The sequence below is a fragment of the Sphingobium sp. AntQ-1 genome, assembly GCF_028538045.1.
GTDB lineage: Bacteria > Pseudomonadota > Alphaproteobacteria > Sphingomonadales > Sphingomonadaceae > Sphingobium > Sphingobium cupriresistens.
In genome coordinates this window covers 1-23,312 of the sequence record NZ_CP117162.1, presented here as the reverse complement: position 1 = coordinate 23,312, position 23,312 = coordinate 1, and the positions used below count along the sequence as shown (strand labels likewise).

The window sequence follows — 23,312 nt, the reverse complement described above, 5'->3', positions numbered from 1 at the left end:
GGCTTGGCTTTTGCAGGAATGGCGGTAGTTAACAGATGTGGGGATAATGGTGTAACTGCCCCCCTAATAAATGATCCTCTGCGTCCTAAATAAAAAGATATGCATCATAGTTACGGAAATCATATATATGCGATCTCAAATTAAAGAAATATTTTTGAGAATTGAGATAGTTATTTATGAAAGGAATTAAAATCATTTTGGGAATTGGATTTGTTGCAGTTGCAGCGATTCTTTCTCCCCCCTTAATGACTCGTTTTTGGGATGAGAGGCAACTCACGCTCGCCTCAAGTGCGCTTTTAGCTCATGGGTTAATGGGTACCTTAGATTTTTTTAAGCCAATCATTATTAGAAGAATCTCTTTAAATCCAAAATTTGCGACCATAAATAATTTATTTATTCCTTCGTTCTTGTCATCAATCATAATTTCTTTGGTTTTTACATCAACAGGGTATTTTTATTTACCAGATTTATATTTTCCTTTAGTTTTGAGTATAGGGTTTTGCGTAATTATATACGGAATTTATTCTCCGTTTTGGGGCTTGCTTAATGCTAACCTTAGGGTTTCAGATACATATCTGATTAGGTCTCTATCCGTTGCGTTTTTGTACAGTGCGCTGGGCGTAGGAGCGCTTACTGGCCGTGATGAAGTGATATACGCAAGCTTGATAATGGCAAATTTAGTACCAGGATTTATATTTTGTTATCTGTCCCGAAGCTTGTTAGAAAAGAACGGCTGGAGCATAGATAAAACTTATTGGATTGAAGTATTCAATGTTCTTATCCAAAATATTGGAAGATCGGTTATTGATTTTGGTGATAGACTTTTAGCTATGCTTTATCTTCCTGTGACAGGAAGCGGAAAATATATAATTGTATCCGATATTGCTAGCAGAGCTAACTTTTTCACGCAATTGATAACTATACAGTCGTATCCTATATTGTGCAGATACCATGAAAAAGCGAAGATATTTCTTGTTGCAGGAATTTGCATTTCGGCATCTATAATTTGCGTATCTATATTATTTTTGTTTTATGGAAAAGAAATTTACATATGGTATTTAGGAGACAAGATTGAAGACTTTTTTTTAGTTTTCTGTTGTTTGCTTTCATCTTTCGGTGTGCATACCCTAGGATATTTTGGTCAAGCTATTCTTCGAAGTCGGTCTATGGATCGAAGCCTGTCGGTTAGCCTTCTTGCTCCAGCCTTTATGTGCCTTATCTATCTGATAGTTGCTTCAGAACAACTCGGGCTTTATAAAATTATTGTCTTAATGGTTGCATCTAAAGCAGGCGCTTTTCTGATGATGGCGCGGTTAATAAAGATATATCCATTACATGCTATTTGTGGAATGTTATGCTGTGTCGCCAGTTGGTCATTTGTGGCTTATGCTCTAAACTATGTGACAGTTGACGGCGGCTATGCTTTTTTATAGTATGTATTTAATAATATATTCGGTTTTATTGGACTTGATAAATGACAGTTGAGCAATTATACGGTCGGCTTCCTGTATCGATCCAGAATGCTATCTGTAGCCTCCAAGGGTGGAAAATACAAAAGACGCGATATTCATCGTCATTTTGGAAGATGTTCACGGCTGTCCAAGCAAGAGGTAGCGCTGGTTTGCTGGGGGCGGAGGTATTCAGGGATATACGCCTTAATAGTTTTGTCCGCCATTCGGTCGAAACTGTGCCCTATTATCAAGATCTGTTTAAAAAACTTGGGTTGCGGCCAGAGGATATTAAAACATTAGATGACTTGAAGGCTTTGCCGGTTTTGAACAAAGCACAGGTCCAGGACGAGCCGGAGCGCTTCCGATCTGATGTAATTTCCGAGAGGGCATTAATTTCTGTTCATACGAGCGGTACGACTGGATCTGGACTTCAGTTTTTATCCACAGCTGAGGCCCAACATGAGCTATGGGCGGTCTGGTGGCGGTACTGGGACTGGCACGGCATTCGCCCAGGAACATGGTCCGCAAATTTCGGGTGGCGTCCGATCGTGCCTGTTGCACAGGATCGTCCTCCTTTCTGGAGGATTAATCATCCTGGGCGTCAAATTCTGTTCAGTGCTTATCATGCTACGCCTGAGAATCTTTCGCATTATCTTAATGAGTTGAGAATGCGGCAGCCCCCATGGCTACATGGTTTTCCGTCCCAGCTTGCTGTGTTGGCATCCCATCTTCTAGAAACCGGGTTTGAGCTTGGTTACCAGCCTCGATGGATTACGATTGGCGCGGAGAATCTATTACCTCATCAAGTAGCATTGATAGAGGCAGCATTTGGCCGTGCTCCATTGCAGCACTATGGAATGGCCGAAGCGATAGCGAATATCTCCCAATGTGAACTTGGCCGGTTGCATGTCGATGAAGATTTCGCTGCAGTCGAGTTTCTCGAGACTGGGCAGGAAGACATCTATCGAATCGTGGGGACGAATATGTCGAACTTGGCAACTCCCCTACTGCGTTACGAAGTTGGCGATCAGGCCGAGTTGTCATTACAATCCTGCTTGTGCGGTCGACCTGGCCGGATCGTTAAAACGATCGATGGGCGCAAGGACGACTATGTCATCACTGCCACCGGTGCGAAAGTCGGTCGTCTTGGCAACGTATTTAAGGATTTGGAAGGGGTGCGCGAGGCCCAAATCAGGCAATCGAAGCCAGGCGAAGTCACCGTACTGATCGTGAAATCAGCCCGCTATCACGATGGCGACGAAGCTGAAATGCGGCGGCAGTTTGCATCTCGTCTTGGCTCCAGCATGAAAGTCAACGTGGCGTATGTCCAGGCAATTGAAAGGACAAAGCGTGGCAAGCTGCGTTTTGTCGTAAATGATATACCTGCTGGCGCCATCGATGAGATTGAAAAACCATGAAACAAATCCTTCAAGACCTCTCGGCAGGCAGAACCGAACTCGTCGATTGCCCCGCGCCGACAAGCCGGCGCGGACAGTTGCTCATCGACACGGCCGTCTCGCTGATCTCCTCCGGGACGGAGCGCATGCTGGTCGACTTCGGGCGCGCCGGCCTTGTCGCTAAGGCGCGGCAGCAGCCGGAAAAGGTCGCGCAGGTTCTGGACAAGGTGCGCACGGATGGGCTGCTGACCACCATGGAGGCGGTCCGCTCGAAGCTTGGACAGCCCATCCCGCTTGGCTATTGCAATGTCGGTGTCGTGCGCGAAGCCGGGGCTGGGGTGAATGGTTTCCAGCCTGGCGAAAGGGTCGTGTCCAACGGGCCGCATGCAGATGTGGTGTCGGTGCCGGTCAATCTGTGCGCGCGCATCCCCGATGGTGTCAGCGATGAAGAGGCGGCCTTCACGGTCGTCGCCGCCATCGGTCTGCAGGGCATCCGTCTGGCGAGCCCGACGCTTGGCGAAGCCTTTGTCGTGACCGGTGCTGGGTTGATCGGCCTGCTCACCATTCAGCTTCTGCGCGCGCAGGGTTGCCGCGTGCTCGCGATCGACTTTGACGAGGCCAAGCTTGCCATCGCGCGCGGCTTTGGCGCGGACACATGCAATCCAGCCAAGGGCGAAGACCCGATCGCAGCGGGCATTGCCTTTAGCCGCGGAGCGGGCGTGGACGGCGTCATCATCACCGCGTCCACAAAATCCTCCGATCCCGTGACGCAGGCAGCGCGCATGTGCCGGAAACGCGGCCGCATCGTGCTGGTCGGGGTGACCGGGCTGGACCTCAATCGCGCCGATTTCTATGAGAAGGAATTGTCCTTTCAGGTATCCTGTTCATACGGGCCGGGTCGCTACGATCCAGCCTATGAGGATCAGGGACAGGATTACCCCATCGGCTTCGTCCGCTGGACCGAGCAGCGCAACTTCGAGGCCGTGCTGGATCTGATGGCCAGCGGCCAGATGGATGTCCGCCCGCTTATCTCGCATCGCTTCCCCTTCGAGGACGCGCCGGCCGCTTATGAAAGACTTGCCAGCGACAAGGGCTCTCTGGGCATCCTGCTGGGGTATCAGCATGCCGTTGAGGAACGGCACAAGCGCACGGTAGAGTTGCACCCGACGGTAACGACTATCGCCCCTTCCGCGCCCGTCGTCGGCTTCATCGGCGCCGGCAATTATGCCGGACGCATGCTCATCCCCGCTTTCCGAAAAGCCGGGGCGACCTTGCACAGCATCGCCTCCGCGGGCGGCGTCAGCAGCGTCGTACAGGGCAAGCGGCTCGGTTTCACAAATGCCACGTCCGACACGGCCGGCTTGCTCAACGAGCCTGCCATCAACACTGTCGCCATCGCCACGCGCCACGACAGCCACGCTAAATTGACGATCGACGCCCTCCATGCCGGGAAGCACATCTTCGTCGAAAAGCCACTGGCGCTCAATTTGGAGGAACTGGAGGCGGTCAAGAAAGCCCATGCATCGGCCAATCGGCTGGTGATGGTAGGCTTCAATCGCCGATTTGCGCCGCTGGTGCAGGCGATGAAGCGTCAACTTGACCCGGTGCGCGAACCCAAATCGATCATCATGGTCATGAACGCAGGCGCTATTCCGGCAGATCATTGGACGCAGGACCAGACGACTGGCGGTGGCCGCATCATCGGGGAAGCGTGCCATCATATCGACCTGATGCGCTTCTTGGTCGGCGCGCCGATCGTTTCAATGTCCGCGCGCAGGATGGGGGACAATCATGCCGTAGAAATCACCGAAGACAAGGCCGTGCTCACGCTCGGATTTGCCGACGGTTCGTTCGGCACCATTCATTATCTTGCCAACGGCGGCGCGTCCTTCCCCAAGGAACGGGTGGAAATATTCACTGCGGGCCGTACGCTGCAACTCGATAATTTCCTGCGGTTGCGCGGCTATAATTGGCGCGGCTTCCGCAATCAGAAGTCTTGGCGGCAGGACAAGGGGCAGGAAGCCTGCGCCGCCGCCTTCCTTTCTGCCATCAGCAACGGGGGGCCAGCGCCCATTCCATTCGACGAATTGGAGGAAGTCGCCCGCATAACCATCGAAGCAGCGGATATGCTACGCGCGCAGCGATAAAATGAAGCACTGGACATCCCTGAAAACGTTAGCGGCACTCGGCCCCGCCTCTATCGCGCGCGTCGGCTTCTATCGTCTAGGCCTGAAATCGGGACGGCATCCGGTGCAGCGGATTGTCGCCGATGTGCCGGCCGGGCCGTTGTTCGCTACACCGCAGGCCCGCCCTGGTCTACCGCCGCCTAACAGGCGCTGGACAGATCGCCTGTGGTGGTTCGGCTGGTTCAGCATGAAGCGGTCCGAAGGTACGCCTGATTGGCACCTCAATCCCTTTACCAATGCGCGAGGCGATCGGACGCGCCCCTGGTGGACGATCCCCGACTTTGCGGGTTCCGGGGATATCAAGGGCGTATGGGAATTGTCGCGCTTCGGGTGGCTCGCCTCCTGCGCAACCCAAGCGGCCCATGGCGATACCAAGGCCCTTGCAACGATCAATCACTGGCTGCAATCCTGGCTACAGGACAATCCGCCCTATCGCGGCGTCAACTGGAAATGCGGGCAGGAAGCTGCATTGCGGGTCATCCACCTCATGGCAGCCGCACTTGTCCTCGATCAGGATCGTACGCCGCAACCGACGCTCGCTGCAACGATTGCGTTACATTTGAAACGTATCGCGCCGACTATGTCCTATGCGATCGGGCAGGATAATAATCATGGCACATCGGAAGCTGCCGCCATGTTCATCGGAGGCAGCTTTCTGTCCGCGCTCGGTTGGCGCGAAGCTCGGACATGGGCCAGAACGGGGCGCCGCTGGCTGGAGAATAGGGCGCGTCATCTGATCGCGCCTGATGGCAGTTTCAGCCAATATTCGATCGTCTATCACCGCCTGATGCTCGACACTTTCTCTTTTGTCGAAGTGTGGCGGCGGCGGCATGACCTCGCTCCTTTCTCTGCGACGATGCGCAATCGCTTGGATGCGGCGACAGCATGGCTCGATGGGATGGTCGAACGCACTTCCGGCGATACGCCCAATCTAGGGGCCAATGACGGAGCCCATATCCTGCCGCTCACTGAGACGGATTATCGCGACTTCCGTCCTTCCTTGCAATTAGCGTCCGTGTTGTTCCGGGGGCAGCGCGCAATAAAAGATGCTGGACCGTGGGACGACCAACTCCATTGGCTGGGCCTTTCATCGGCCATCGAACTCGCGCCGGAGCCAGTGAGCGCCAGTTTCGACAACGGTGGGTTTCATGTGCTGCGCAATGATCGGGCGATGGCCTGTCTGCGCTACCCCCGGTTCCGTTTCCGCCCCAGTCAGTCCGATTTGCTGCACTTGGATCTTTGGGCCGACGGACGCAACCTGCTGCGCGACGCGGGAAGTTTCAGCTATAATGCGGCACCCGATATCAGCGCTTATTTTGCGGGAACGGCTGCGCATAACAGCATCGAATTTAATGGCCGTGACCAAATGCCCCGGCTTAGCCGCTTCCTGTTCGGCGCTTGGCCAAAAGCGCGCGAGGTACGCTCGATCCGTAATCCCGACAATCGCTGCGCCGCCGCCTTTACCGACGATCGGGGTATGTTCCACCATCGGAACGTGTCACTTCAGCCGGATGGCTTCACCTGTGTCGATACGATCTCAGGGCCGTTCGATAACGCGATCTTGCGCTGGCGCCTTTTGCCCGGTCTCTATCAGCTGGAAGGCCATCATCTGATCGGGGCGCATTTACGGCTGTCGATAAGCTGCGACGATCCCAATTTCACTATGCACCTGACCACGGGCGCAGAGTCCCGTTATTATTTGCATCAGGCGGAAATCCCAGTTCTAGAGATTAGGTTGAAGCGCCCTTGCCGGATCGACACAACAGGTAAATTCTAACGTGCATATTTTATATTTTCATCAGCATTTCTCGACGCCAGATGGTGCCGCTGGCACCCGCTCCTATGAGATGGCGCGCCGTTTGCTGCGCGAAGGCCATAGCGTTACGATGGTCTGCGGTTCCTATGCCCAAGGCAAAACGGGATTGACCACCCCGTTTGGCAAAGGCTTTCGCCGCGGCTTTGTCGATGGCATCGATGTCATTGAATTTGACCTGCAATATGCCAATGAAGATAGCTTTGCGCGACGGTCAGGCGTTTTCATCAAGTTCGCGCTCGCATCCATTCGCCTGGCATTTTCCGAAAAATATGATGTGCTATTTGCCACCACCACGCCCCTTACCGCCGGCATTCCCGGTATTTTCGCTAAATGGCTAAGGGGTAAGCCTTTCGTGTTCGAGGTGCGCGATCTGTGGCCCGAATTACCCCGCGCGATGGGTGTCATCACAAATCCGTTCGTGCTCAAGGCCATGTCGGTTTTGGAATGGGCCTCCTATCGCTCGGCGACGCGTTGCATCGGCCTGTCGCCAGGCATCGTCGATGGCATCGCGCGCCGGGGCGTTGATCGGTCACGCATCGCGATGATTGCCAACGGATGCGATGTCGACCTTTTCGCCGGCACGTCGTCTGACACAAAAGAGGATTTTCGGCGCGATCTCGCTATTCCGGACGATCAGCTTCTGGCGGTCTATTGCGGCACGCATGGACTGGCGAATGGACTGGACGCGGTCATCGACGCGGGGATCGAACTCCGCAATCGCGGCCGAGATGATATTTTGCTGATCCTCGTCGGCAAAGGTCAGAAAAAAGCGCAGCTGATGGAACGGGCAAAGGCAGAAAATCTTAACAATGTCCGCTTTCTCGATCCCATTTCCAAAACACGCTTGACCGGTCTCCTAGCTCAAGCGGACCTTGGCTTGCAGATCTTGCAGAATATTCCCGAATTTGCCTATGGGACGTCGCCGAATAAATTTTTCGATTACCTGTCTGCAGGACTTCCAGTCCTCAACAACTATCCAGGCTGGCTCGCCGACATGATAGGCGAGCAGAAGCTGGGCTTCGCCATACAAGCCGATTCTCCAGCGGCATTTGCCGATGCGCTGGAAAAAGCAGCTAATGATCGTGCCGCCTTGAAGCAGATGGGGCAAAGAGCGAAAACATTCGCATGCGGGCCAATGAACCGTGAGCATCTTTCAAAACAGTGGGTCGACTGGGTTACGGAAGGTGTTGTTCATAGCCGTGAGAGACATGCTTCCGCGCCGCCACCCGCCATATCGGCAGGAAGCTGATAATGAAGCGCCTGCTGGATATGATGATTGCGGCTACCGCGCTGATCCTGCTGTCGCCGCTGCTGGTCATAGTGGCACTTTTGGTTCGCTTGAATCTTGGTGCGCCCATCCTGTTTCGCCAGCTTCGCCCCGGCCTTCACGGCAGGCCATTTCAGATGCTCAAATTCCGCACTATGCGCGATGCCTATGATCGCGACGGCGTTCCCCTTGCCGACGCGGACCGCATAACCGGCTTTGGCCGCTTTCTTCGTTCGACCAGCCTGGATGAACTCCCTGGCCTCTGGAGCGTGCTCAAGGGCGATATGAGCCTGGTTGGGCCGCGCCCTCTTCTGATGGAATATCTGCCGCTTTACAGCCCGCAGCAGGCGCGACGGCACGAAGTGCGGCCCGGGATCACTGGCTGGGCGCAGGTGAACGGCCGCAACGCGCTTTCCTGGGATGAAAAGTTCGCGCTCGACCTTTGGTATGTCGAACATCGCTCCTTCAAGCTCGATTTGAAGATCCTGTTACTCACAGTGCGTAAAGTGCTCGTGCGTGATGGCATCAGCGCCGCCGGGGAAGCAACGATGCCGAAATTCACCGGAAGCGAAACCCGGCTGTGAGGCGTCTGATCGGCATATATGGCGCCGGTGGATGCGGCCGCGGGATCATGCCGCTCGCGCGGGCCATGCCGCTTGCCGAAGACGCTCGGCTTGTCTTCATCGACGATGGCGCAGCGCAAAGCCATATCAATGGCCATGCCGTCACGTCCTTTGCTCGCTTCAAGGAAGAGGAAGCGGACGATAAGCATGTTGCCTTAGCTGTGGCTGCGTCAGCGGTTCGCGCGGAAATGGCGCGAAAATGCGATGAAGCCGGGTTGCCGCTGCTGTCCGTCTGGGCAAAGGACGTTATCGTGATGGACGATGTCGAGATCGCCGAAGGCGCGCTCGTCTCACCTTATGTGACCTTTACGTCCAATATCAAAGTCGGCCGCTGCTTCCATGCCAACCTCTATTCCTATGTCGAGCATGATTGCGTGATCGGCGATTATGTCACCTTCGCGCCGGGGGTACGCTGCAACGGCAATATTCGGATAGGCGATCGCGCCTATATCGGCTCGGGCGCGGTCATCCGCCAAAATCTGACGATCGGCGCGGACGCCGTCGTCGGCATGGGCGCGATCGTGACCAAGGATGTTCCTCCAGGCGTAACCGTGGTCGGCAACCCCGCCCGCATTCTCGAGAAAAACTGACATGCTCAACACCTCCTTCGCGCCCTGGCCAAGTTTCACGCAGGAAGAAGCGGATGCCGTTTCCGCCGTCCTGCTGTCCAACCGCGTCAACTATTGGACTGGCGAGGAATGCCGCGCCTTTGAGCGGGAGTTCGCCGCCTGGTCGGAGAGCAACCATGCCATCGCCGTCGCCAACGGCACGGTCGCGCTCGATCTCGCGTTGCAAGGGCTCGGCATCGGCAGTGCCAATGGCGGCAGCGCCGACGATGAGGTGATCGTGACGCCACGCACCTTCATCGCGTCGATCTCCTGCGTCGCCAATGCCGGCGCCAAGCCGGTATTCGCCGATGTCGAGCGCGCCAGCGGCAATATCTCGGCGGAAACGATTGCCGCTGTCCTGACCCCGCGCACGAAAGCGATCGTCGCGGTGCATCTGGCGGGCTGGCCTTGCGATATGGACCCGATCATGGACCTCGCCGCCGCGCGCGGTATCAAGGTGATCGAGGATTGCGCGCAGGCGCATGGCGCGCGCTACAAGGGACGCAGCGTCGGGTCGATCGGCCATGTCAGCGCCTGGTCCTTTTGCCAGGACAAGATCATGACGACCGGCGGCGAAGGCGGCATGGTAACGTGCAACGATCGCGATCTCTGGTCGCGCATGTGGTCGTTTAAGGATCATGGCAAGAGCTGGGACGCGGTCTATGAACGCGCGCACCCGCCGGGTTTCCGCTGGCTGCATGAAAGCATCGGCACCAATTGGCGAATGTTGGAGATGCAGGCCGCGATCGGCCGCATCCAGCTTCGCCGCATGGCGGAGTGGACGCGTGCGCGGACGGCCAATGCGACGATCCTTCAGGATGCGCTGACGCCCTTTGCAGGACGTGATGGGATCATCCGCTTGGGCGGCCCGCTTGGCCAGGACGCGAGTTGGCCGGAAGGGTCGGTCCACGCCTTCTACAAATATTATGTCTATGTCCGGCCGGAAAATCTGGCTCCCGGCTGGTCTCGGGATCAGATCGTCACTGAAATCGGCAAGCGGGGTATCCCCTGCTTCCAGGGCTCCTGCTCCGAAGTCTATCTGGAAAAGGCATTTGACGGGACCGGCTGGCGTCCCGAGGCGCCCTTGCCGGTCGCGCGCGAACTGGGCGAGACAAGCCTCATGTTCCTTGTCCACCCCACGCTCTCTGCCGACGATATGACGCGCGTTTCGCAGGCCATAGGCGATGTGTTGAAGGAAGCCGCGCGCACGGAAGAAACGCTGCCCTGAAAATGCCTATCCGGTCTGCCTTTCCGTCCTATCGCTTGAGCCCTGCGCTCCTCCTCTTCCTGCTGCTGCTCGGCACATTATGGGTCGCAGGCGGCGCTTCTCATGCCGATGTCACGGGTCAGGTCGTTACGCGCACCGCGACGTGGCTGATATTGGTGCTGGCGATCCTGTGCGGCGTGCGGCCCATGGGCAGAAGCACGGGGCCGGTTTTCTGGTTGCTGCTGGCGACAGTGCTGCTGGTTCTGCTGCAGCTTGTGCCCTTGCCCCCCGGCCTCTGGACGGCGCTGCCGGGCCGGGAATTCTTCCTCAGCGCGCCCTTAAGCCAGGAAACATGGCGTCCCTGGTCTCTCACGCCCTCCACGACGATCAACGCCGCTTCTTCCCTGATCGTGCCGGTTGTCACATTTTATCTCGTCAGCGCAATGCCGCAGGAGGAGAGGGCATGGCTACCGGCGATTATGCTCGGGGCCATATTCCTCTCGATGCTGGTCGGACTGCTCCAGTTCTCCGGCTTCATCATCGACAATCCGTTCATCAATGACTCAAAAGGCAGCGTCGGCGGTACATTCGCCAATCGCAATCATTTCGCGCTGTTCCTGGCCATGGGCTGCCTGATCGCGCCTGTATGGGCCTTTGCCGGAAAACGAAGCGCAAGGTGGCGCGCGCCGGTCACGCTGGCTCTGATGACGCTCTTCGCGCTCATCATCCTGGCAACCGGATCGCGCGCCGGCATCCTGACCGGCCTGCTGGCACTGGTGCTGGGCCTCGCCTTATGCTGGCAGGACGTCCGTCGCGCCTTACACGGAGCGCCGCGCTGGGTGTTCCCGACGCTGATCGCGGCGATCATCGGCGTCGTCGCCCTGTTCATCCTGGTCAGCATCGCCGCCGATAGGGCGGAATCTGTTCGCCGCGCGTTCGAGATCGATCCCGGGCAGGATATGCGCACGCGCGGCCTGCCGACGGTGCTGTCGATGATCACTGCCTATTTCCCCGCCGGCGCGGGTTTTGGCGGTTTCGATCCAATCTTTCGCCTGCATGAGCCGTTTCAGTTGCTCAAGCCGACCTATTTCAATCATGCCCATAATGATTTTTTGGAGATCGTGCTCGACGGTGGCCTGCCTGCGCTTCTGCTCATGCTCGTTGCAATCGGATGGTATGGAATGGCGAGCGTGAGTGCCTGGCGGGGAAGTGGACGACACTCTGTCCTGCCCAAATTGGGGTCGGCCATATTATTTCTCGTCTTTGTCGCAAGCGCCTTCGACTATCCGGCGCGCACGCCGATGATGATGGCGATGATCGTCATTGCTGGCTTATGGCTCTGCCCAATAAGACAGCGTCCATGAGGGCCGACTTTACCTGATCGCGATCAGCATCTAAGGCGAAAGTCTCTTCAGCGGGAAGATGTGGAGCGCATGCGCAAAATTCTTGTTTCGATCATCATCGCTGCCGGCCTTGCCGGCTGCGCAGGCACGCCGCCCCCACAGTCCAGCGCGCAACTGACCGTTATCCCCGACAGCCAGGGCCTACCCGCGCCTAATCGCAGCGATCTGGCGGCCTCTGACCGGCCCGCGCTGATCGGTCCGCTTGACACGATCAACGTCGATATCTTCAACGTGCCAGAGCTCAGCCGCGAAATGCAGGTGGATGCAAGCGGGCGCATTTCCATGCCGCTGGTGGGCACCGTCGATGCGCGTAACAAGACTGCGGATGAGCTGGCGCGCGCGATCGAAGCTTCGCTGCAGGGGCGTTATGTCCGTAACCCGCAAGTAACCGTCAATATCAAAAGCTCGGTCAGTCAGGTCGTGACGGTCGATGGCGAAGTCAAGGAACCGGGACTTTATCCGGTCACTAACCAGATGACGCTGATGCGCGTCATTGCCTCGGCCAAGGGCCTGTCGGAATTTGCCAAGCAGGAACAGGTCGTCATCCTGCGCACCGTCGACAATCAAAGGATGGCCGGCCTGTACGATATCGCCGCAATCCGCCAGGGCGCCTATGCCGACCCACCGGTCTATGCCAATGATGTCGTCATCATCGGAGATTCCCCGCAGCGTCGTCTTTTCCGGGATGTCGTTTCTCTAGCACCTCTACTCGCGGCACCCCTTGTCGCGGTCCTGCGCTGAGGCCTGCAGTCCTATGACTAATATCGCTTTGAACCCGGGCAACCCAATGATCCCGGCAGCCCTGTTGCAGGCGCAATCAGAAAATAGCGGCCCGCCCATATTGCGCCAATATCTGCGCATCGCAATGCGCTGGCGCTATGTGATTCTCGGCGCGGTCGCCGTCTGTTTCCTGATCGGCCTGATCGCGACCTTGCTGATGACGCCGCAATATACGGCATCCTCGACGATCGAGATTTCGCGCGAGGCGGACAAGGTCACGGATCTTCAGGGGGTCGAGCGCGAGGCCGGCATTGCCGACCAGGAATTCTACCAGACGCAATATGGCTTGCTGGAGTCCCGTGCGCTTTCCGAGCGCGTGGCTACGCAACTCAAGCTGACGGAATCCCAGAATTTCTTCGAAATGTTCGGTTTCGAGAGCGATGATCCGACCTTCCAGCTTGCAAATGGTCGATACCCCGCTTCGGGCCGCGCCAACCGGCAGCGTGTCGCCGGCGAAATCCTACGCGAGCATCTAAGCATCAGCCCCACGCGCATGTCGCGTCTGGTCGAGATCAAATTCACAAGCCCCGACCCTGCCTTTTCAGCCAAGGTCGCCAACACATGGGGCGAAAATTTCATCCAGACCAATCTGGAACGCAAGATACAGGCGACCTCCTATGGCCGCGATCTGCTCCAAAAACAGTTGGGGCAATTAAAGCAACGCCTGGATGAATCGCAGCGGCAGCTGGTCAATTACGCCTCTTCCGCCAAGATCATCAATCTGCCCGCGCAATCGGGCAACGGCCAATCCAGTTCGGAGCGTTCGATCGTCGTCGACGATCTGGCCGCGCTCAATGCATCACTGGCGCAAGCGACAGCGAGCCGTATCGAAGCCCAGGCGCGTTATCAGCAAAGCGGGCGAGCGGGCGCATCAGCGGAAGCTTTGAGCAATACGGCGATCAACAGCTTGCGCCAGCGCCGCGCAGAACTCGCTGCCGAGTATCGGCGGCTGATGACGCAGTTCGAGCCGGGCTATCCCACTGCTCAGGCCATTCAGGCGCAGATCACCCAGCTCGACCGCAGCATCGCCAGCGAGGAAGGCCGCGTGACCTCATCACTTCTCGCCGACTATCGTCGAACAGAGGAGCAGGAAAAAGCACTTCAGGCCAAGGTCGAGCAGCTCAAGGGCGATTATCTCGACCTGCGTCGCCGCAGCATCCAATATAATATCTACCAGCAGGAAGTAGACACGAACCAAGCGCTCTATGACGGCCTGTTGCAACGCTTCAAGGAAATCGGCGTTGCTGGCGGCGTCGGCGTCAACAATATTTCGATCGTTGATCCAGCCCAAGCTCCGAAAGTGCCATCAAGCCCCAAACTCCTGATCAATCTCGCCATCGCTATCCTCGCTGGCCTCGGTATTGGCGCGGCGCTCGCCTTTGGTCTCGAGCAGATCGACGAAGGGATCACCGACCCGGCAGAAGCCAAGCGCGAGCTTGGCCTGCCGCTGCTCGGCTCGATCCCCAAGATCGACGAAGCGCCCAAGGACATCCTGCTCGACCGCAAATCCGACCTGGTCGACGCCTATCTCACGGTGCAGACCAACCTTGCCTTCTCTACCGAGCATGGCGTGCCGCGTTCCTTCTCCGTCACCTCGACACGGCCGAGGGAAGGCAAGTCCACCACCTGTCTCGCCCTCGCCACGACGCTGGCGCGCGGCGGCAAGCGCGTCATCCTCATCGATGGCGACATGCGTAATCCGTCGGTCCATCATCTGGGCGGGGTCAGGCATGATCGGGGCCTCAGCAACTATCTGACCGGCGAAGACAATATCGACGCCCTGACCTTCCCGATGGAGGATCTGGGCTTTACCGCGATGTCGGCAGGGCCGCTGCCGCCCAATGCCGCAGAATTGCTGACCGGCAGCCGCCTCTCGCAACTGATCGTGCAACTGCTCGAGACCTACGATCATGTCGTCATCGACTCTCCGCCGGTCATGGGCCTTGCCGACGCACCGCTCATCGCTGCCAAGGTCGAGGGCGTCATCTATGCCGTCGAATCCCATGGCATCCGCACCGGCCTGGTGAAGGAGGCGCTCGGCCGTCTCATCACCGCTAATGTCCGGATCATCGGCTGCGTACTGACCAAGTTCGATGCCAAGAAGGCCCATTATGGCTATGGCTATGGCTATGAATATGGCTATCGCTACGGCCGCAAGGCGGAGCCTGACGCCGCCTGATGAAGGACAGAGGCTCCCGGCAGCGGCGCTCGCCGCTTGAGTGGGGCGTTCGCCTCGTTCTGGCCGGGGCGGTCGGCTGGATCGGCTATCTCTCGGTCATGCAGTCGGTGGCGTTGGTGCTGCCCGACAGCCGGATCGAGGAAGCCTATGCGCTTGCGCCCACTAATGGACGTATTGCCGGACGCCTGTCGCAGACGCTTTATCGCCCCGGCGCAAGCGAAGCCGACCGGGCACGCGCAGTTACCATCGCACGCGACGCGCTACAGCATGATCCGACAGCCGTTGAAGCGGTAGCAACGCTGGCCGCCGACGCATTCGCGCGCGGCGACCAGGCCAAAGGCGAGCGCCTGCTTGCCTATTCGCAAAAACTGTCACGGCGGGACCTGCGCACGCAGTTGATGGCGATCGAGCTGGCCGTGGCGCAGGGCGACATTCCCGGTGCGCTGCGGCATTATGATATCGCGCTTCGTACCAAGAAGAATGCGCCTGAGCTGCTTTTTCCGGTGCTAGCCTCTGCCCTGCCTGACCCCGCGATCCGCACAGAGCTGGTCAGAACCCTTGGTGGTCAACCCAAGTGGGCGGCCGGGTTCATCCATCATGCGGCACGAAGCGAGGTTGATCCGGCAGCGAGCGCCGCTTTCTTCCGGGCTTTGCAGGCAAGACGCGTTCCCGTGCCCGATGCAGCCGGCGTGGCGGTCATCAACCGGCTGCTGGCGGCCCAACTGTTCGACGATGCCTGGGCTTATTACGCGGGTGCTCATCCCGGCAGCGACCGGCGGCAGTCGCGCGATCCCGCCTTCACGAACACGGTCGAAGCGCGCACTGTGCTCGACTGGACAGCGGTGAACGGCGTCGGCGTATCGACAGCGATCCTGCCGGAGGCACAAAACGGCCTGTTCGACTTTACCGTGTCGATGGGCAATGGCGGCCCCCTGCTGCAACAGCTTCAGATGCTGCCCGCCGGCGATTATATACTGGAAGGCCATAGTATCGGGATCGAGCAGCCCGCGCGCTCGCGGCCCTATTGGATAGTGCGCTGCCAAACCGACGGGGAGATCGGCCGGGTCGAATTGCCCAGTTCCTCGCAGGCCGGCGGTCGGTTCCAAGGGGCCATCCGCGTGCCCGCTAACTGCCCGGTGCAGATGCTGGCGCTGGTTGCGCGTTCGACCGATGACATTGGGGGCGTGTCGGGGCAAATCGATCGTATCGCGCTCCGCCCCGCGCCCGCAAGGACAGCGTCATGAAACTTCGCATATCCAGCCTCGGCATGGCGACGGCCTTGCTAACCATAGCCTCCGCCGTGCAGGCGCAGCAGACGACCCGCCCCGGCCAGATCACTCAATTGCCGATGGGACAAATGGAGCAGCGCCAAACTGACCCGGCGCAGGAGATAAACCGCCCCGGCCAGATCGCGGAGTCGGCGGTAGGGCAGGTAGGGCAGCGCCAAACCGCCACGGCCATCGACACCGGGCCGATGGGCCGCGTCAACACCCGAATCCAGAACCGGGTGCAGAACCGGATCCGCAACCGGATCGATCGGTCCTATGACCCGACCGCCAATACCACCTCGCCCTTCGAAGTCGCGGCTGAGCAAACTACGCGCGGCCAGCCGGCACAGTGAAGCCGACCCTTTCGGGGCTCAGGCAACCGCCCGTAAATATTGGTAAAGCGTCTCCCGGCTGATCCCCATGTCGCGGGCGATGACGGATTTCTTCTCGCCATCGCCCACCCGCCGCACCAGTTCGGCGACCCTTTCCTCTGACAGCATCTTTTTGCGTCCGCGATAGGCACCGCGCTGCTTGGCGAGCGCAATGCCTTCGCGCTGGCGTTCGCGGATCAGGGCGCGCTCGAATTCGGCAAAGGCGCCCATGACCGAGAGCATGAGGTTGGCCATCGGAGAATCCTCGCCGGTGAAGGAGAGGCTTTCCTTGACGAATTCGATGCGGATGCCTTGGCGGGTGAGCGACTGAACCAGTTTGCGCAGGTCGTCGAGATTACGTGCCAGCCGGTCCATGCTGTGGACGACCAGCGTGTCGCCTTCGCGGATGAAGGAGAGCAGGGCGGCTAGCTGCGGCCTGCCGACATCCTTGCCGGAGGCGCGATCGGTGAAGACCCGATCGAGGGCGATGCCATCCAACTGACGGTCGACATTCTGTTCAAAGGCGCTGACCCGGACATAGCCGATCTTTTGCCCCTTCATTTTACCCCCTGATGCCCAAAATGTCAGGTTAGAGCTTTAGATGTCGGTCACCATATGTCAACAAATTCGAAAGACGGCTCTTATCTGACATATTTTACCGCGACCGCCTGACGTCCGGATAGGTTATACCCTAAACTGACTACAGGCTAGCCCATAACGAACCTGTTATATACGGGTTCCCATCCCAACGACAGGATCGCACCGTCAAACCGTGGGATCAAACACCTAATCCTTTTGGCTATCAGGGTTTCGGCCTTGAAATAATGCTATTATGCATTACCTCTGCTCGATACGGAGGTAATAGCCATGACGACTTTAAGCGTAACCGCGCGGGGCCAGGTAACTTTCCGGAAGGATGTTTTGAAGCATCTCGGTATCCGGCCCGGTGACAAGATCAGGCTCGACCTGCTGCCCGATGGCAGGGCGGAGCTGAAGGCCGATGAACCCGATGGCTCCTGGGACGATCTGCGAAACTTTTTCGCCGGAAAGACGAATGGCGCGCGGCTGTCGATTGAAGAAATCAACGACGCGATCGCCGACGCGGGCGCTGCCGCCGGCATGGCCGGCATGGGCAAGAAATGAAGATTACCGCTGATACGAATGTGCTGCTGCGCCTTGTCGTCCCCGGCGATGAAGCGCAACAAAAGCTCGCGATCGAAACACTCAAGGAAGCGGATTCCGTGGCGATCAGTGTCCATTCCCTCTGTGAACTCGCATGGGTGATGGAACGGAGCTACGATGCGGCGCGGCCCGACGTTGCCGCCGCGATCCGCCGTTTCATGAACACGCGCAATGTCGTGGTGAACCGCCCTATAGTCGAAGCGGGCCTTGCTGTCCTCGATGCTGGCGGCGACTTCGCGGATGGGGTGATCGCCTTTGACGGCCGATTCCACGGCGGCGAAACTTTTGTGTCGTTCGACAGGAAAGCGGTGAAGCTGCTGAAAGGGCAGGGGACCGACGCCCTGCTACTGAAATAGCCATGCGGGCCATATTCATCCGCCACGGCCAAAGCACCGGCAACGCCGGCGTGCCGTGCCACGATCTCGCGGCGATCGAGCTGACGGAGCTGGGCCAGGCGCAGGCGCTCGAAGTCGCGGCGAGTTGGACGCAAGCGCCCGCGCTCATCGTCACGTCGCCCTATACCCGCACCCGGCAAACGGCCGCGCCGACCATCGCCAGATTCCCCGCCGTCCCAGTCGAAGTCTGGCCGATAGAGGAGTTCACCTATCTGCAACCGGCACGCTGGAACGGCACGGCCAGCGCCGAACGGATGCCGCACCTCGAACGCTATTGGAGCGAGGCCGACCCGGATTATTGCGACGGGGAAGGGGCGGAGAGCTTCGGCACCTTGCTACGCCGCTGTGAGGCGGCGCTGGCCCGCCTCGCCGCCATGCCTGCGGACTCGCTGATCTATGTATTCGGGCATGGGCAGTTCATCCAGGCCGCGCGCGCGATCGTCGCCGACGCTCATCTGGACGACCGCGCCAAGATGCTCGGCTTCTGGCGCAAAGGCGAACCGCCGGCGATCGGCAACGCGCAGCGGGTCGGATTCCATAGGGCAGGGGACCGCTGGGAATGCGCGCCGATCGCCGCCGCGTGATGGCGGGTTTCACCTCAGTCTGTCCGAAAACTCCGTAGCGGATTCCCGGATGGTTGCGGGTTCGGTATGATCGGGCATGGCCTATATCAAAGGACACTCGAGCTTTATATTGAAATGAGCGAAGAGGATCGCCGCATAGCAAGGCAATGCGATCAGGAATCGGAATGCGATTGCACGATTTCCGACGAATAATGTTACGACGCCAAGCAACCCGACCCCGATGAGGAGATATGTAATGAATCCCTACGAAAGCTGCCCTCTCTCCCGAAGGGTATATGAGATGCCGTCACCGGCCAGCGCTAAATCAGCACCCGCTCCACCTCGTCCAGCGTCACGTCATCGGGCCGCCGATCGTAGAGCTGGGTGGTGCGGGTCGAGCTGTGGTTCGCCATCGTCGCGGCCGTCTCCAGCGTGCCGCCATTCTTCAAATAGGTGGTGATCCCGGTTGCCCGGAACGAGTGGTTGCCGATCGCTGTTCCAATCTCGGCCGCTGCCGCGCGCCGGCGCACCATCGCGAACGCATTGGCCTGAGGCAGGGGGGTATCGCTTAGTCGCTTGGTGCCGCGCGCAATCGTGCGGAACAGCGGCCCCTTGCGGTCGTCGCGCAGCGCGCATCCGTCAAGATAAGCGATCAGATACTCTTCCAGATTATGATGGCAGGGCATCTCATGGCGCTTGCCGCCTTTCTCGTGCAACCGCACCCATAGCCGCCGATTCTGCATGAACACATCCTCGACGCGCATCGCCAGCGCCGCGCCGATCCGCGCGAACGAATAGACCATCAGACCGATCAGCGCACGGTCGCGAAGGCCTGCCGGCGTCGTCACGTCGATCGCGTCGAGCAACGCCCGCGCTTCCCTGGGATCGAGCACCGGCGTCTTGCCACGCCGGACGCTGTGCACAGGGCCGCGTACCGATGCCGCCGGGTTCACCGGCACCACCTGGCCCGTCACCAGCCAGTCGAACAAATGCTTCACGGCGGCGAGCTGCTGCTTGACGCTGGGCGCGCTGACCTCTCGCCCGAGCGCCTCGATCCAAGCCGCGACATGCAGCGGCTGCACACCGCCAAGCGACGAGACCCCGCGCTCCGCTACCCACGCCAGGAACGCGCCCGCCGCGCGTGCATAGGCGCGGCGCGTATGCGGATTGCGGATCGTGACGGCAAAAAATTCGAGGAAGCGAAGCTGCGCCCGATCATCGGCCGACGCGACCAGCGCTGGCAATACAAGGCCGGGAAAGGCCAGGGGGGCGAGCTGGGCCATTACCCCTCCCTCCGCCAGCGTGCAGGCGCGGCGCGCGGTTCGGCGCGGCGGCGCGCCATCTCCGCTTGCACCTGTTCATGGGGAATGCCGGGTCTCGGATCATCGACCGCCGCCTGCAACAGCCGGCGCAGCAGCTCGTCGCGCAGGTCGCGATGCGGCTCCAGATCGCGGAAGTTTCCGACGATCGCGAACATCGCTTCCGAAGGATCGGCGAACATGCCGCGCTCGATCCGCTCCAGCAGCCAGTCGGCCAGCGCAGGGGGCAGGTAGGCCTCGAACCGCAACCCGCCCGCGCGGGCCTGCTCACGCAAGCCCTGAGCCTGGGCGCGGGACACCGGATTGTCATAGGGATAGTCGTCTTCGTCGTGCATGTCGGGGACGCCGCTGATCTCGGTCATGGCCGGCCCCGGACATGGGCGGCGGGATCAATGATCGTGATGGCGTCGCGCGAGCCGTTGACGACGGCATCGACGATCCCGAAAATCTCGACGCGACCACCTTCGTTGTAGATGCGTCCCGCTACCGTGCCGTGGATGATCGCGCGCGCGCCCCGCTCGATCGTCAGGTTGCCCGCGATCGTGCCGTGCAGGATGAAGCGCACGCCCCGGCGCAGCGTCGCATCGCCGGCGACCATGCCATAAAGGGCGATATCCTCTTCGATGGCAAAGGGGCCTTCGATCTTTCCGTGTTCCGCTCGCACAACGCTCTCCGATAATATGTGATAATGTCCTTTATCACATATAGAACGGGGCGTGAATCCCGCATAGCGAAATGTGGTCTGTCACGATAAATGGCCAAGGCTTGCCACGCTATTTGGCCATATCACGCGCGCCCGATCACCAAACTCACCCGCGCGGCTTCGACAACCGCTTGCGTGATGACGCTCATGCCGTTCACCGCCAGGATTCGGCCAGCCTGGCTCAACAGCCGAAGCGCGAGACGAAAATTGCCCGAAGTGATCCGCTGGACCGCGCTCACCGCTTCAGCGGCAATGGTGCAGTCTCTCGGCAGCTCCAGACCAAGCGCACTGGGCAGGAAAACCAACTTGTCGGCACCGAGCGGCCGATACGAGTGAACGAAACCGACACGCGAGTATAGCTGGGGTTGGCGGGCAAGCCGCTTCTCAAATCCAGGCATACCCGAAACGACAGGTTCGACCGGTCGGCCACGCCTCAGTCGTAGCGCGCCAAATCCTTGATTGTCCGTCGCAGACAACGGAGATGATGCTTCATGAGTTTGATGTCATGAGCATAGTCAGATTCGGGGCAGAACTCGAAATCGGGATCGATGTGCAGGGTGTTGCGAGCAACGCACTCGAACAGATTGATGCCGTCATAAGCGGCAATGACATGGACGATGCTGTCCGCCAGATGGTGGATCGGCGATCCCGCCGCGTTTTGGTCCCTCATTTGATGAACGTGCCCGTGGATGCCGAGCAGCAGGTCCGTTCGCATGTAGCTGTTCAGGAGCAGCAGCGCATGGGCGGGTGAAACCGGAACCGCGAAACCCATCCTGTCCTCGAGAGGAAAGAGCCCGTTATCCGGGGTAGCCGCATTTTTCGTCATCGTCGGATCAGGCGATGGCGAAGAAGACGGCCAGAGCTCGCGTGACCGCCACCATGGCTTCGGCATCGAGGTGGCCGATCGGCGCCCCGATCTTGTCGCGCTTCACCGACATGGCCTTGTCCACCATGACCTGCGACCGCTTGCGCAAGCCATTGGCCGGTGTCGGGTCGATCGTCGTGCGGATGAGGGGCGCGTCCACCAGCGTACCCGACACCAGTAGTACCGTGACAGTGCCGGTCTGGTCGAACTGGTCGGACTGGATGATAAGAGCCGGTCGCGGCTTGCCGAAATCGCCGGGCAGCGCGATCGTCACCAGGTCGCCCCGGTTCACGCGTCGCCCTCGGGGTCGAGATCGATCAGGGCCGCATCCATGAAGGCGGCCAGATCATGATCCGCCGCGTCGGCCACCGCGACCACGAGCGCCTGTCGCCGGCATTCTTCCGCGAACCCCGGTCGTCGGGTATCGGGAACCCATATCTGGATGGGGCGCAGACCGGCCGCGCGCAGGGCATCGCGACGCTTCTGGACTCGTTGTGTTATTGGTGCCGGCACCGGGGTTACTCCACTTCAATTCGTTACATGTAACATAGGCCACGCCAACGGTTGCCGCAAGGAAAACGACCGGTTTTCTGGCGGGCGGTGAACGCCCTTGTCACAGCAGGTTTTGCCGCCAAGAAACCCGATCCCGAAATCAGTGCGTGCTTGGTCCCTGCCAACCGGCTTTTCTGACGGTTTCAGGTATGGCGCGTGGCCCGGTCAGTATTGTGCGTCCGTCGCAACGATCGTGATTTGCGTCTCATCGATCATGCGTCTGCCGCGCCGATCCGGCTCACGTAATGTGAGCCGCAAACCGCCCTTTATTGCAGTCCCGGGCGATCATCATTGCGAGCCGGTACAGCTATGGTCGTCAACGATGATCGTGAGCCAGGGCCGCGTCCGCTTCCCCGTCTCCCTCTCCGCCCAAAGGCAGCCTGCCAAAGCGCGTTCGGTCGATCCGCCTCATGGCGATGCACAAGGTCATAGCGGTGGCTGTGGATTTTTGGCCCATCGTGCGCCAGGCTGACCAGCGCTGGCGAGATCGCGCCGACTATGCGTGCCACGGTTCGATAGCTCGGGGCAAACACGCCACGCTCCGCCGCCGCCTTCTCCACCGTCCGCGTGATCTCCCGAACCCTGGATGCGGGTCGTTGGAGCGCCAACCCTTCCGCAAGCTTCAACGGGTCAGGTGGCATCGCTCGGCGCGTATGCCGATCGTTGCGTGGTCTCCGAACCAGGCCGGATAGCCCATGATCGAGATAGAGCTGTCGCCATCGGCGGCCAATTCGATATGCCAAGCCCGCTTCACGGCACACCGCCAGCAGCGGTTTCCCTTCCTCCAGATGGGGGTGGAGCTGCGAAAACCGCGCGAGCGCCGTTACGCGATCTTTCGGCGTCAATTCAGCTAGCGCGGCCCGCGTATCTTTGCTGCCAGAATCCATACTGGCCATTTATCATGGCAACAGGCGGCCAAATAGCGTGGCACTCAACATGACGGGGGAGGGCATTTAAACGCTCTTGGCCCTCCGTTTCGATCGCCGACGATCGGATAGGCGCGCGTGTTGACAGTCGGTGAGTTATCCTCGACCCGCTGGATGCGCATATAGAGGCTCTGCGCAACATCCTCCGCAGCCGGTTCGCCCACAATGCGCGCCAACCCAGTGCACAAGCGAGGGGCGCTCGGCGGCCAATAGGCGGGATAGGGCAATGGCGTTGGACAGCACGCAATCTA

General features: G+C 59.1%; 25 protein-coding genes. 17 read left to right on the top strand and 8 right to left on the bottom strand.

Translation table 11 applies throughout. The features are described from left to right. Positions 1-176 precede the first annotated feature (176 nt). From sphantq_RS23750 to sphantq_RS23690, 13 genes are all read left to right on the top strand, one after another. Positions 177-1,433 (top strand): hypothetical protein, encoded by a 1,257-nt coding sequence (locus sphantq_RS23750; RefSeq protein ID WP_272800839.1) that lies wholly within the window; start codon positions 177-179, stop codon positions 1,431-1,433. 41 nt (positions 1,434-1,474) lie between these two features. Further along, entirely contained in the window at positions 1,475-2,869 is a 1,395-nt protein-coding gene (locus tag sphantq_RS23745) for a phenylacetate--CoA ligase family protein (protein ID WP_272800838.1), read from the top strand. Next, the gene (locus sphantq_RS23740; RefSeq protein ID WP_272800837.1) at positions 2,866-4,995 is read left to right on the top strand and encodes a bi-domain-containing oxidoreductase; all 2,130 of its coding nucleotides are present in this window, start codon (positions 2,866-2,868) and stop codon (positions 4,993-4,995) included. The genes sphantq_RS23745 and sphantq_RS23740 overlap by 4 nt, the downstream gene beginning before the upstream one ends. 103 nt (positions 4,996-5,098) lie before the next feature. Continuing rightward, positions 5,099-6,811, top strand: coding sequence for a heparinase II/III family protein (locus sphantq_RS23735; protein WP_336314471.1), 1,713 nt, complete (start codon positions 5,099-5,101; stop codon positions 6,809-6,811). Between the two features lies 1 nt (position 6,812). After that, the gene (locus sphantq_RS23730; protein WP_272800835.1) at positions 6,813-8,099 is read left to right on the top strand and encodes a glycosyltransferase family 4 protein; all 1,287 of its coding nucleotides are present in this window, start codon (positions 6,813-6,815) and stop codon (positions 8,097-8,099) included. A 2-nt stretch (positions 8,100-8,101) separates the two neighbouring features. Then, positions 8,102-8,701, top strand: a complete 600-nt coding sequence (locus sphantq_RS23725; protein WP_443021594.1) for a sugar transferase — start codon at positions 8,102-8,104, stop codon at positions 8,699-8,701. Further along, positions 8,698-9,330, top strand: coding sequence for an acetyltransferase (locus sphantq_RS23720; protein ID WP_272800834.1), 633 nt, complete (start codon positions 8,698-8,700; stop codon positions 9,328-9,330). The genes sphantq_RS23725 and sphantq_RS23720 overlap by 4 nt, the downstream gene beginning before the upstream one ends. Before the next feature lies 1 nt (position 9,331). Next, on the top strand, positions 9,332-10,576 hold the full coding sequence (locus sphantq_RS23715) for a DegT/DnrJ/EryC1/StrS family aminotransferase (protein WP_272800833.1): 1,245 nt from the start codon (positions 9,332-9,334) through the stop codon (positions 10,574-10,576). A 155-nt stretch (positions 10,577-10,731) separates the two neighbouring features. Beyond that, positions 10,732-11,919, top strand: coding sequence for an O-antigen ligase family protein (locus sphantq_RS23710; protein ID WP_272800832.1), 1,188 nt, complete (start codon positions 10,732-10,734; stop codon positions 11,917-11,919). A gap of 69 nt (positions 11,920-11,988) precedes the next feature. Then, positions 11,989-12,699, top strand: a complete 711-nt coding sequence (locus tag sphantq_RS23705) for a polysaccharide biosynthesis/export family protein (protein ID WP_272800842.1) — start codon at positions 11,989-11,991, stop codon at positions 12,697-12,699. A 46-nt stretch (positions 12,700-12,745) separates the two neighbouring features. Continuing rightward, positions 12,746-14,917 (top strand): GumC family protein, encoded by a 2,172-nt coding sequence (locus tag sphantq_RS23700; protein ID WP_272800831.1) that lies wholly within the window; start codon positions 12,746-12,748, stop codon positions 14,915-14,917. Continuing rightward, a complete protein-coding gene (locus tag sphantq_RS23695; RefSeq protein ID WP_272800830.1) occupies positions 14,917-16,161 on the top strand; it encodes a tetratricopeptide repeat protein in 1,245 nt (414 codons plus the stop codon). The genes sphantq_RS23700 and sphantq_RS23695 overlap by 1 nt, the downstream gene beginning before the upstream one ends. Further along, positions 16,158-16,538, top strand: coding sequence for a hypothetical protein (locus sphantq_RS23690; RefSeq protein ID WP_272800829.1), 381 nt, complete (start codon positions 16,158-16,160; stop codon positions 16,536-16,538). Before sphantq_RS23695 ends, sphantq_RS23690 begins: the two co-directional genes overlap by 4 nt. A gap of 18 nt (positions 16,539-16,556) precedes the next feature. On the opposite strand, the gene sphantq_RS23685 is transcribed toward sphantq_RS23690, so the two are convergent. Next, positions 16,557-17,117: a recombinase family protein gene (locus tag sphantq_RS23685; protein WP_272800828.1), complete on the bottom strand. Its 561-nt coding sequence runs from the start codon at positions 17,115-17,117 to the stop codon at positions 16,557-16,559. Positions 17,118-17,423: 306 nt separating this feature from the next. On the opposite strand from sphantq_RS23685, the gene sphantq_RS23680 reads away from it, so the two are divergent. Genes sphantq_RS23680 through sphantq_RS23670 form a run of 3 tightly spaced genes read left to right on the top strand, consistent with a single transcriptional unit; the run spans position 17,424 to position 18,717 of the window. Continuing rightward, positions 17,424-17,699: an AbrB/MazE/SpoVT family DNA-binding domain-containing protein gene (locus sphantq_RS23680; RefSeq protein ID WP_272800827.1), complete on the top strand. Its 276-nt coding sequence runs from the start codon at positions 17,424-17,426 to the stop codon at positions 17,697-17,699. Continuing rightward, positions 17,696-18,094: a type II toxin-antitoxin system VapC family toxin gene (locus sphantq_RS23675; protein ID WP_272800826.1), complete on the top strand. Its 399-nt coding sequence runs from the start codon at positions 17,696-17,698 to the stop codon at positions 18,092-18,094. Before sphantq_RS23680 ends, sphantq_RS23675 begins: the two co-directional genes overlap by 4 nt. Positions 18,095-18,096: 2 nt before the next feature. Next, positions 18,097-18,717 (top strand): histidine phosphatase family protein, encoded by a 621-nt coding sequence (locus sphantq_RS23670; protein ID WP_272800825.1) that lies wholly within the window; start codon positions 18,097-18,099, stop codon positions 18,715-18,717. A gap of 299 nt (positions 18,718-19,016) precedes the next feature. Here the strand turns inward: sphantq_RS23670 and sphantq_RS23665 are convergent, their stop codons facing one another. The 7 genes from sphantq_RS23665 to sphantq_RS23635 all read right to left on the bottom strand — a co-directional run bounded on the left by sphantq_RS23665 (position 19,017) and on the right by sphantq_RS23635 (position 22,096). Continuing rightward, positions 19,017-19,979 (bottom strand): tyrosine-type recombinase/integrase, encoded by a 963-nt coding sequence (locus tag sphantq_RS23665; protein WP_272800824.1) that lies wholly within the window; start codon positions 19,977-19,979, stop codon positions 19,017-19,019. Next, positions 19,979-20,377 (bottom strand): antitoxin PaaA2 family protein, encoded by a 399-nt coding sequence (locus tag sphantq_RS23660; protein WP_272800823.1) that lies wholly within the window; start codon positions 20,375-20,377, stop codon positions 19,979-19,981. The genes sphantq_RS23665 and sphantq_RS23660 overlap by 1 nt, the downstream gene beginning before the upstream one ends. Then, positions 20,374-20,679: a hypothetical protein gene (locus sphantq_RS23655; protein ID WP_272800822.1), complete on the bottom strand. Its 306-nt coding sequence runs from the start codon at positions 20,677-20,679 to the stop codon at positions 20,374-20,376. The genes sphantq_RS23660 and sphantq_RS23655 overlap by 4 nt, the downstream gene beginning before the upstream one ends. A gap of 122 nt (positions 20,680-20,801) precedes the next feature. Beyond that, positions 20,802-21,023, bottom strand: a complete 222-nt coding sequence (locus sphantq_RS23650) for a hypothetical protein (RefSeq protein WP_272800821.1) — start codon at positions 21,021-21,023, stop codon at positions 20,802-20,804. 128 nt (positions 21,024-21,151) lie between these two features. Beyond that, entirely contained in the window at positions 21,152-21,544 is a 393-nt protein-coding gene (locus sphantq_RS23645) for a hypothetical protein (RefSeq protein ID WP_272800820.1), read from the bottom strand. A gap of 7 nt (positions 21,545-21,551) precedes the next feature. After that, positions 21,552-21,875, bottom strand: a complete 324-nt coding sequence (locus sphantq_RS23640; RefSeq protein ID WP_272800819.1) for a type II toxin-antitoxin system PemK/MazF family toxin — start codon at positions 21,873-21,875, stop codon at positions 21,552-21,554. Beyond that, the gene (locus tag sphantq_RS23635) at positions 21,872-22,096 is read right to left on the bottom strand and encodes an antitoxin MazE family protein (protein WP_272800818.1); all 225 of its coding nucleotides are present in this window, start codon (positions 22,094-22,096) and stop codon (positions 21,872-21,874) included. Before sphantq_RS23635 ends, sphantq_RS23640 begins: the two co-directional genes overlap by 4 nt. Before the next feature lie 734 nt (positions 22,097-22,830). On the opposite strand from sphantq_RS23635, the gene sphantq_RS23630 reads away from it, so the two are divergent. Next, the gene (locus sphantq_RS23630; RefSeq protein WP_272800817.1) at positions 22,831-22,989 is read left to right on the top strand and encodes a hypothetical protein; all 159 of its coding nucleotides are present in this window, start codon (positions 22,831-22,833) and stop codon (positions 22,987-22,989) included. The last annotated feature ends 323 nt before the right edge of the window (positions 22,990-23,312 follow it).

What these genes read in the sequence shown, in the direction of transcription:
- sphantq_RS23665 (WP_272800824.1), bottom strand. Translation starts at nt 19,979, where the DNA reads ATGGCCCAGCTCGCCCCCCTGGCCTTTCCCGGCCTTGTATTGCCAGCG.
- sphantq_RS23750 (WP_272800839.1), top strand. Translation starts at nt 177, where the DNA reads ATGAAAGGAATTAAAATCATTTTGGGAATTGGATTTGTTGCAGTTGCA.
- sphantq_RS23725 (WP_443021594.1), top strand. Translation starts at nt 8,102, where the DNA reads ATGAAGCGCCTGCTGGATATGATGATTGCGGCTACCGCGCTGATCCTG.
- sphantq_RS23705 (WP_272800842.1), top strand. Translation starts at nt 11,989, where the DNA reads ATGCGCAAAATTCTTGTTTCGATCATCATCGCTGCCGGCCTTGCCGGC.
- sphantq_RS23680 (WP_272800827.1), top strand. Translation starts at nt 17,424, where the DNA reads ATGACGACTTTAAGCGTAACCGCGCGGGGCCAGGTAACTTTCCGGAAG.
- sphantq_RS23675 (WP_272800826.1), top strand. Translation starts at nt 17,696, where the DNA reads ATGAAGATTACCGCTGATACGAATGTGCTGCTGCGCCTTGTCGTCCCC.
- sphantq_RS23690 (WP_272800829.1), top strand. Translation starts at nt 16,158, where the DNA reads ATGAAACTTCGCATATCCAGCCTCGGCATGGCGACGGCCTTGCTAACC.
- sphantq_RS23660 (WP_272800823.1), bottom strand. Translation starts at nt 20,377, where the DNA reads ATGACCGAGATCAGCGGCGTCCCCGACATGCACGACGAAGACGACTAT.
- sphantq_RS23670 (WP_272800825.1), top strand. Translation starts at nt 18,097, where the DNA reads ATGCGGGCCATATTCATCCGCCACGGCCAAAGCACCGGCAACGCCGGC.
- sphantq_RS23715 (WP_272800833.1), top strand. Translation starts at nt 9,332, where the DNA reads ATGCTCAACACCTCCTTCGCGCCCTGGCCAAGTTTCACGCAGGAAGAA.
- sphantq_RS23695 (WP_272800830.1), top strand. Translation starts at nt 14,917, where the DNA reads ATGAAGGACAGAGGCTCCCGGCAGCGGCGCTCGCCGCTTGAGTGGGGC.
- sphantq_RS23700 (WP_272800831.1), top strand. Translation starts at nt 12,746, where the DNA reads ATGATCCCGGCAGCCCTGTTGCAGGCGCAATCAGAAAATAGCGGCCCG.
- sphantq_RS23630 (WP_272800817.1), top strand. Translation starts at nt 22,831, where the DNA reads ATGATCGAGATAGAGCTGTCGCCATCGGCGGCCAATTCGATATGCCAA.
- sphantq_RS23740 (WP_272800837.1), top strand. Translation starts at nt 2,866, where the DNA reads ATGAAACAAATCCTTCAAGACCTCTCGGCAGGCAGAACCGAACTCGTC.
- sphantq_RS23645 (WP_272800820.1), bottom strand. Translation starts at nt 21,544, where the DNA reads ATGACGAAAAATGCGGCTACCCCGGATAACGGGCTCTTTCCTCTCGAG.
- sphantq_RS23685 (WP_272800828.1), bottom strand. Translation starts at nt 17,117, where the DNA reads ATGAAGGGGCAAAAGATCGGCTATGTCCGGGTCAGCGCCTTTGAACAG.
- sphantq_RS23745 (WP_272800838.1), top strand. Translation starts at nt 1,475, where the DNA reads ATGACAGTTGAGCAATTATACGGTCGGCTTCCTGTATCGATCCAGAAT.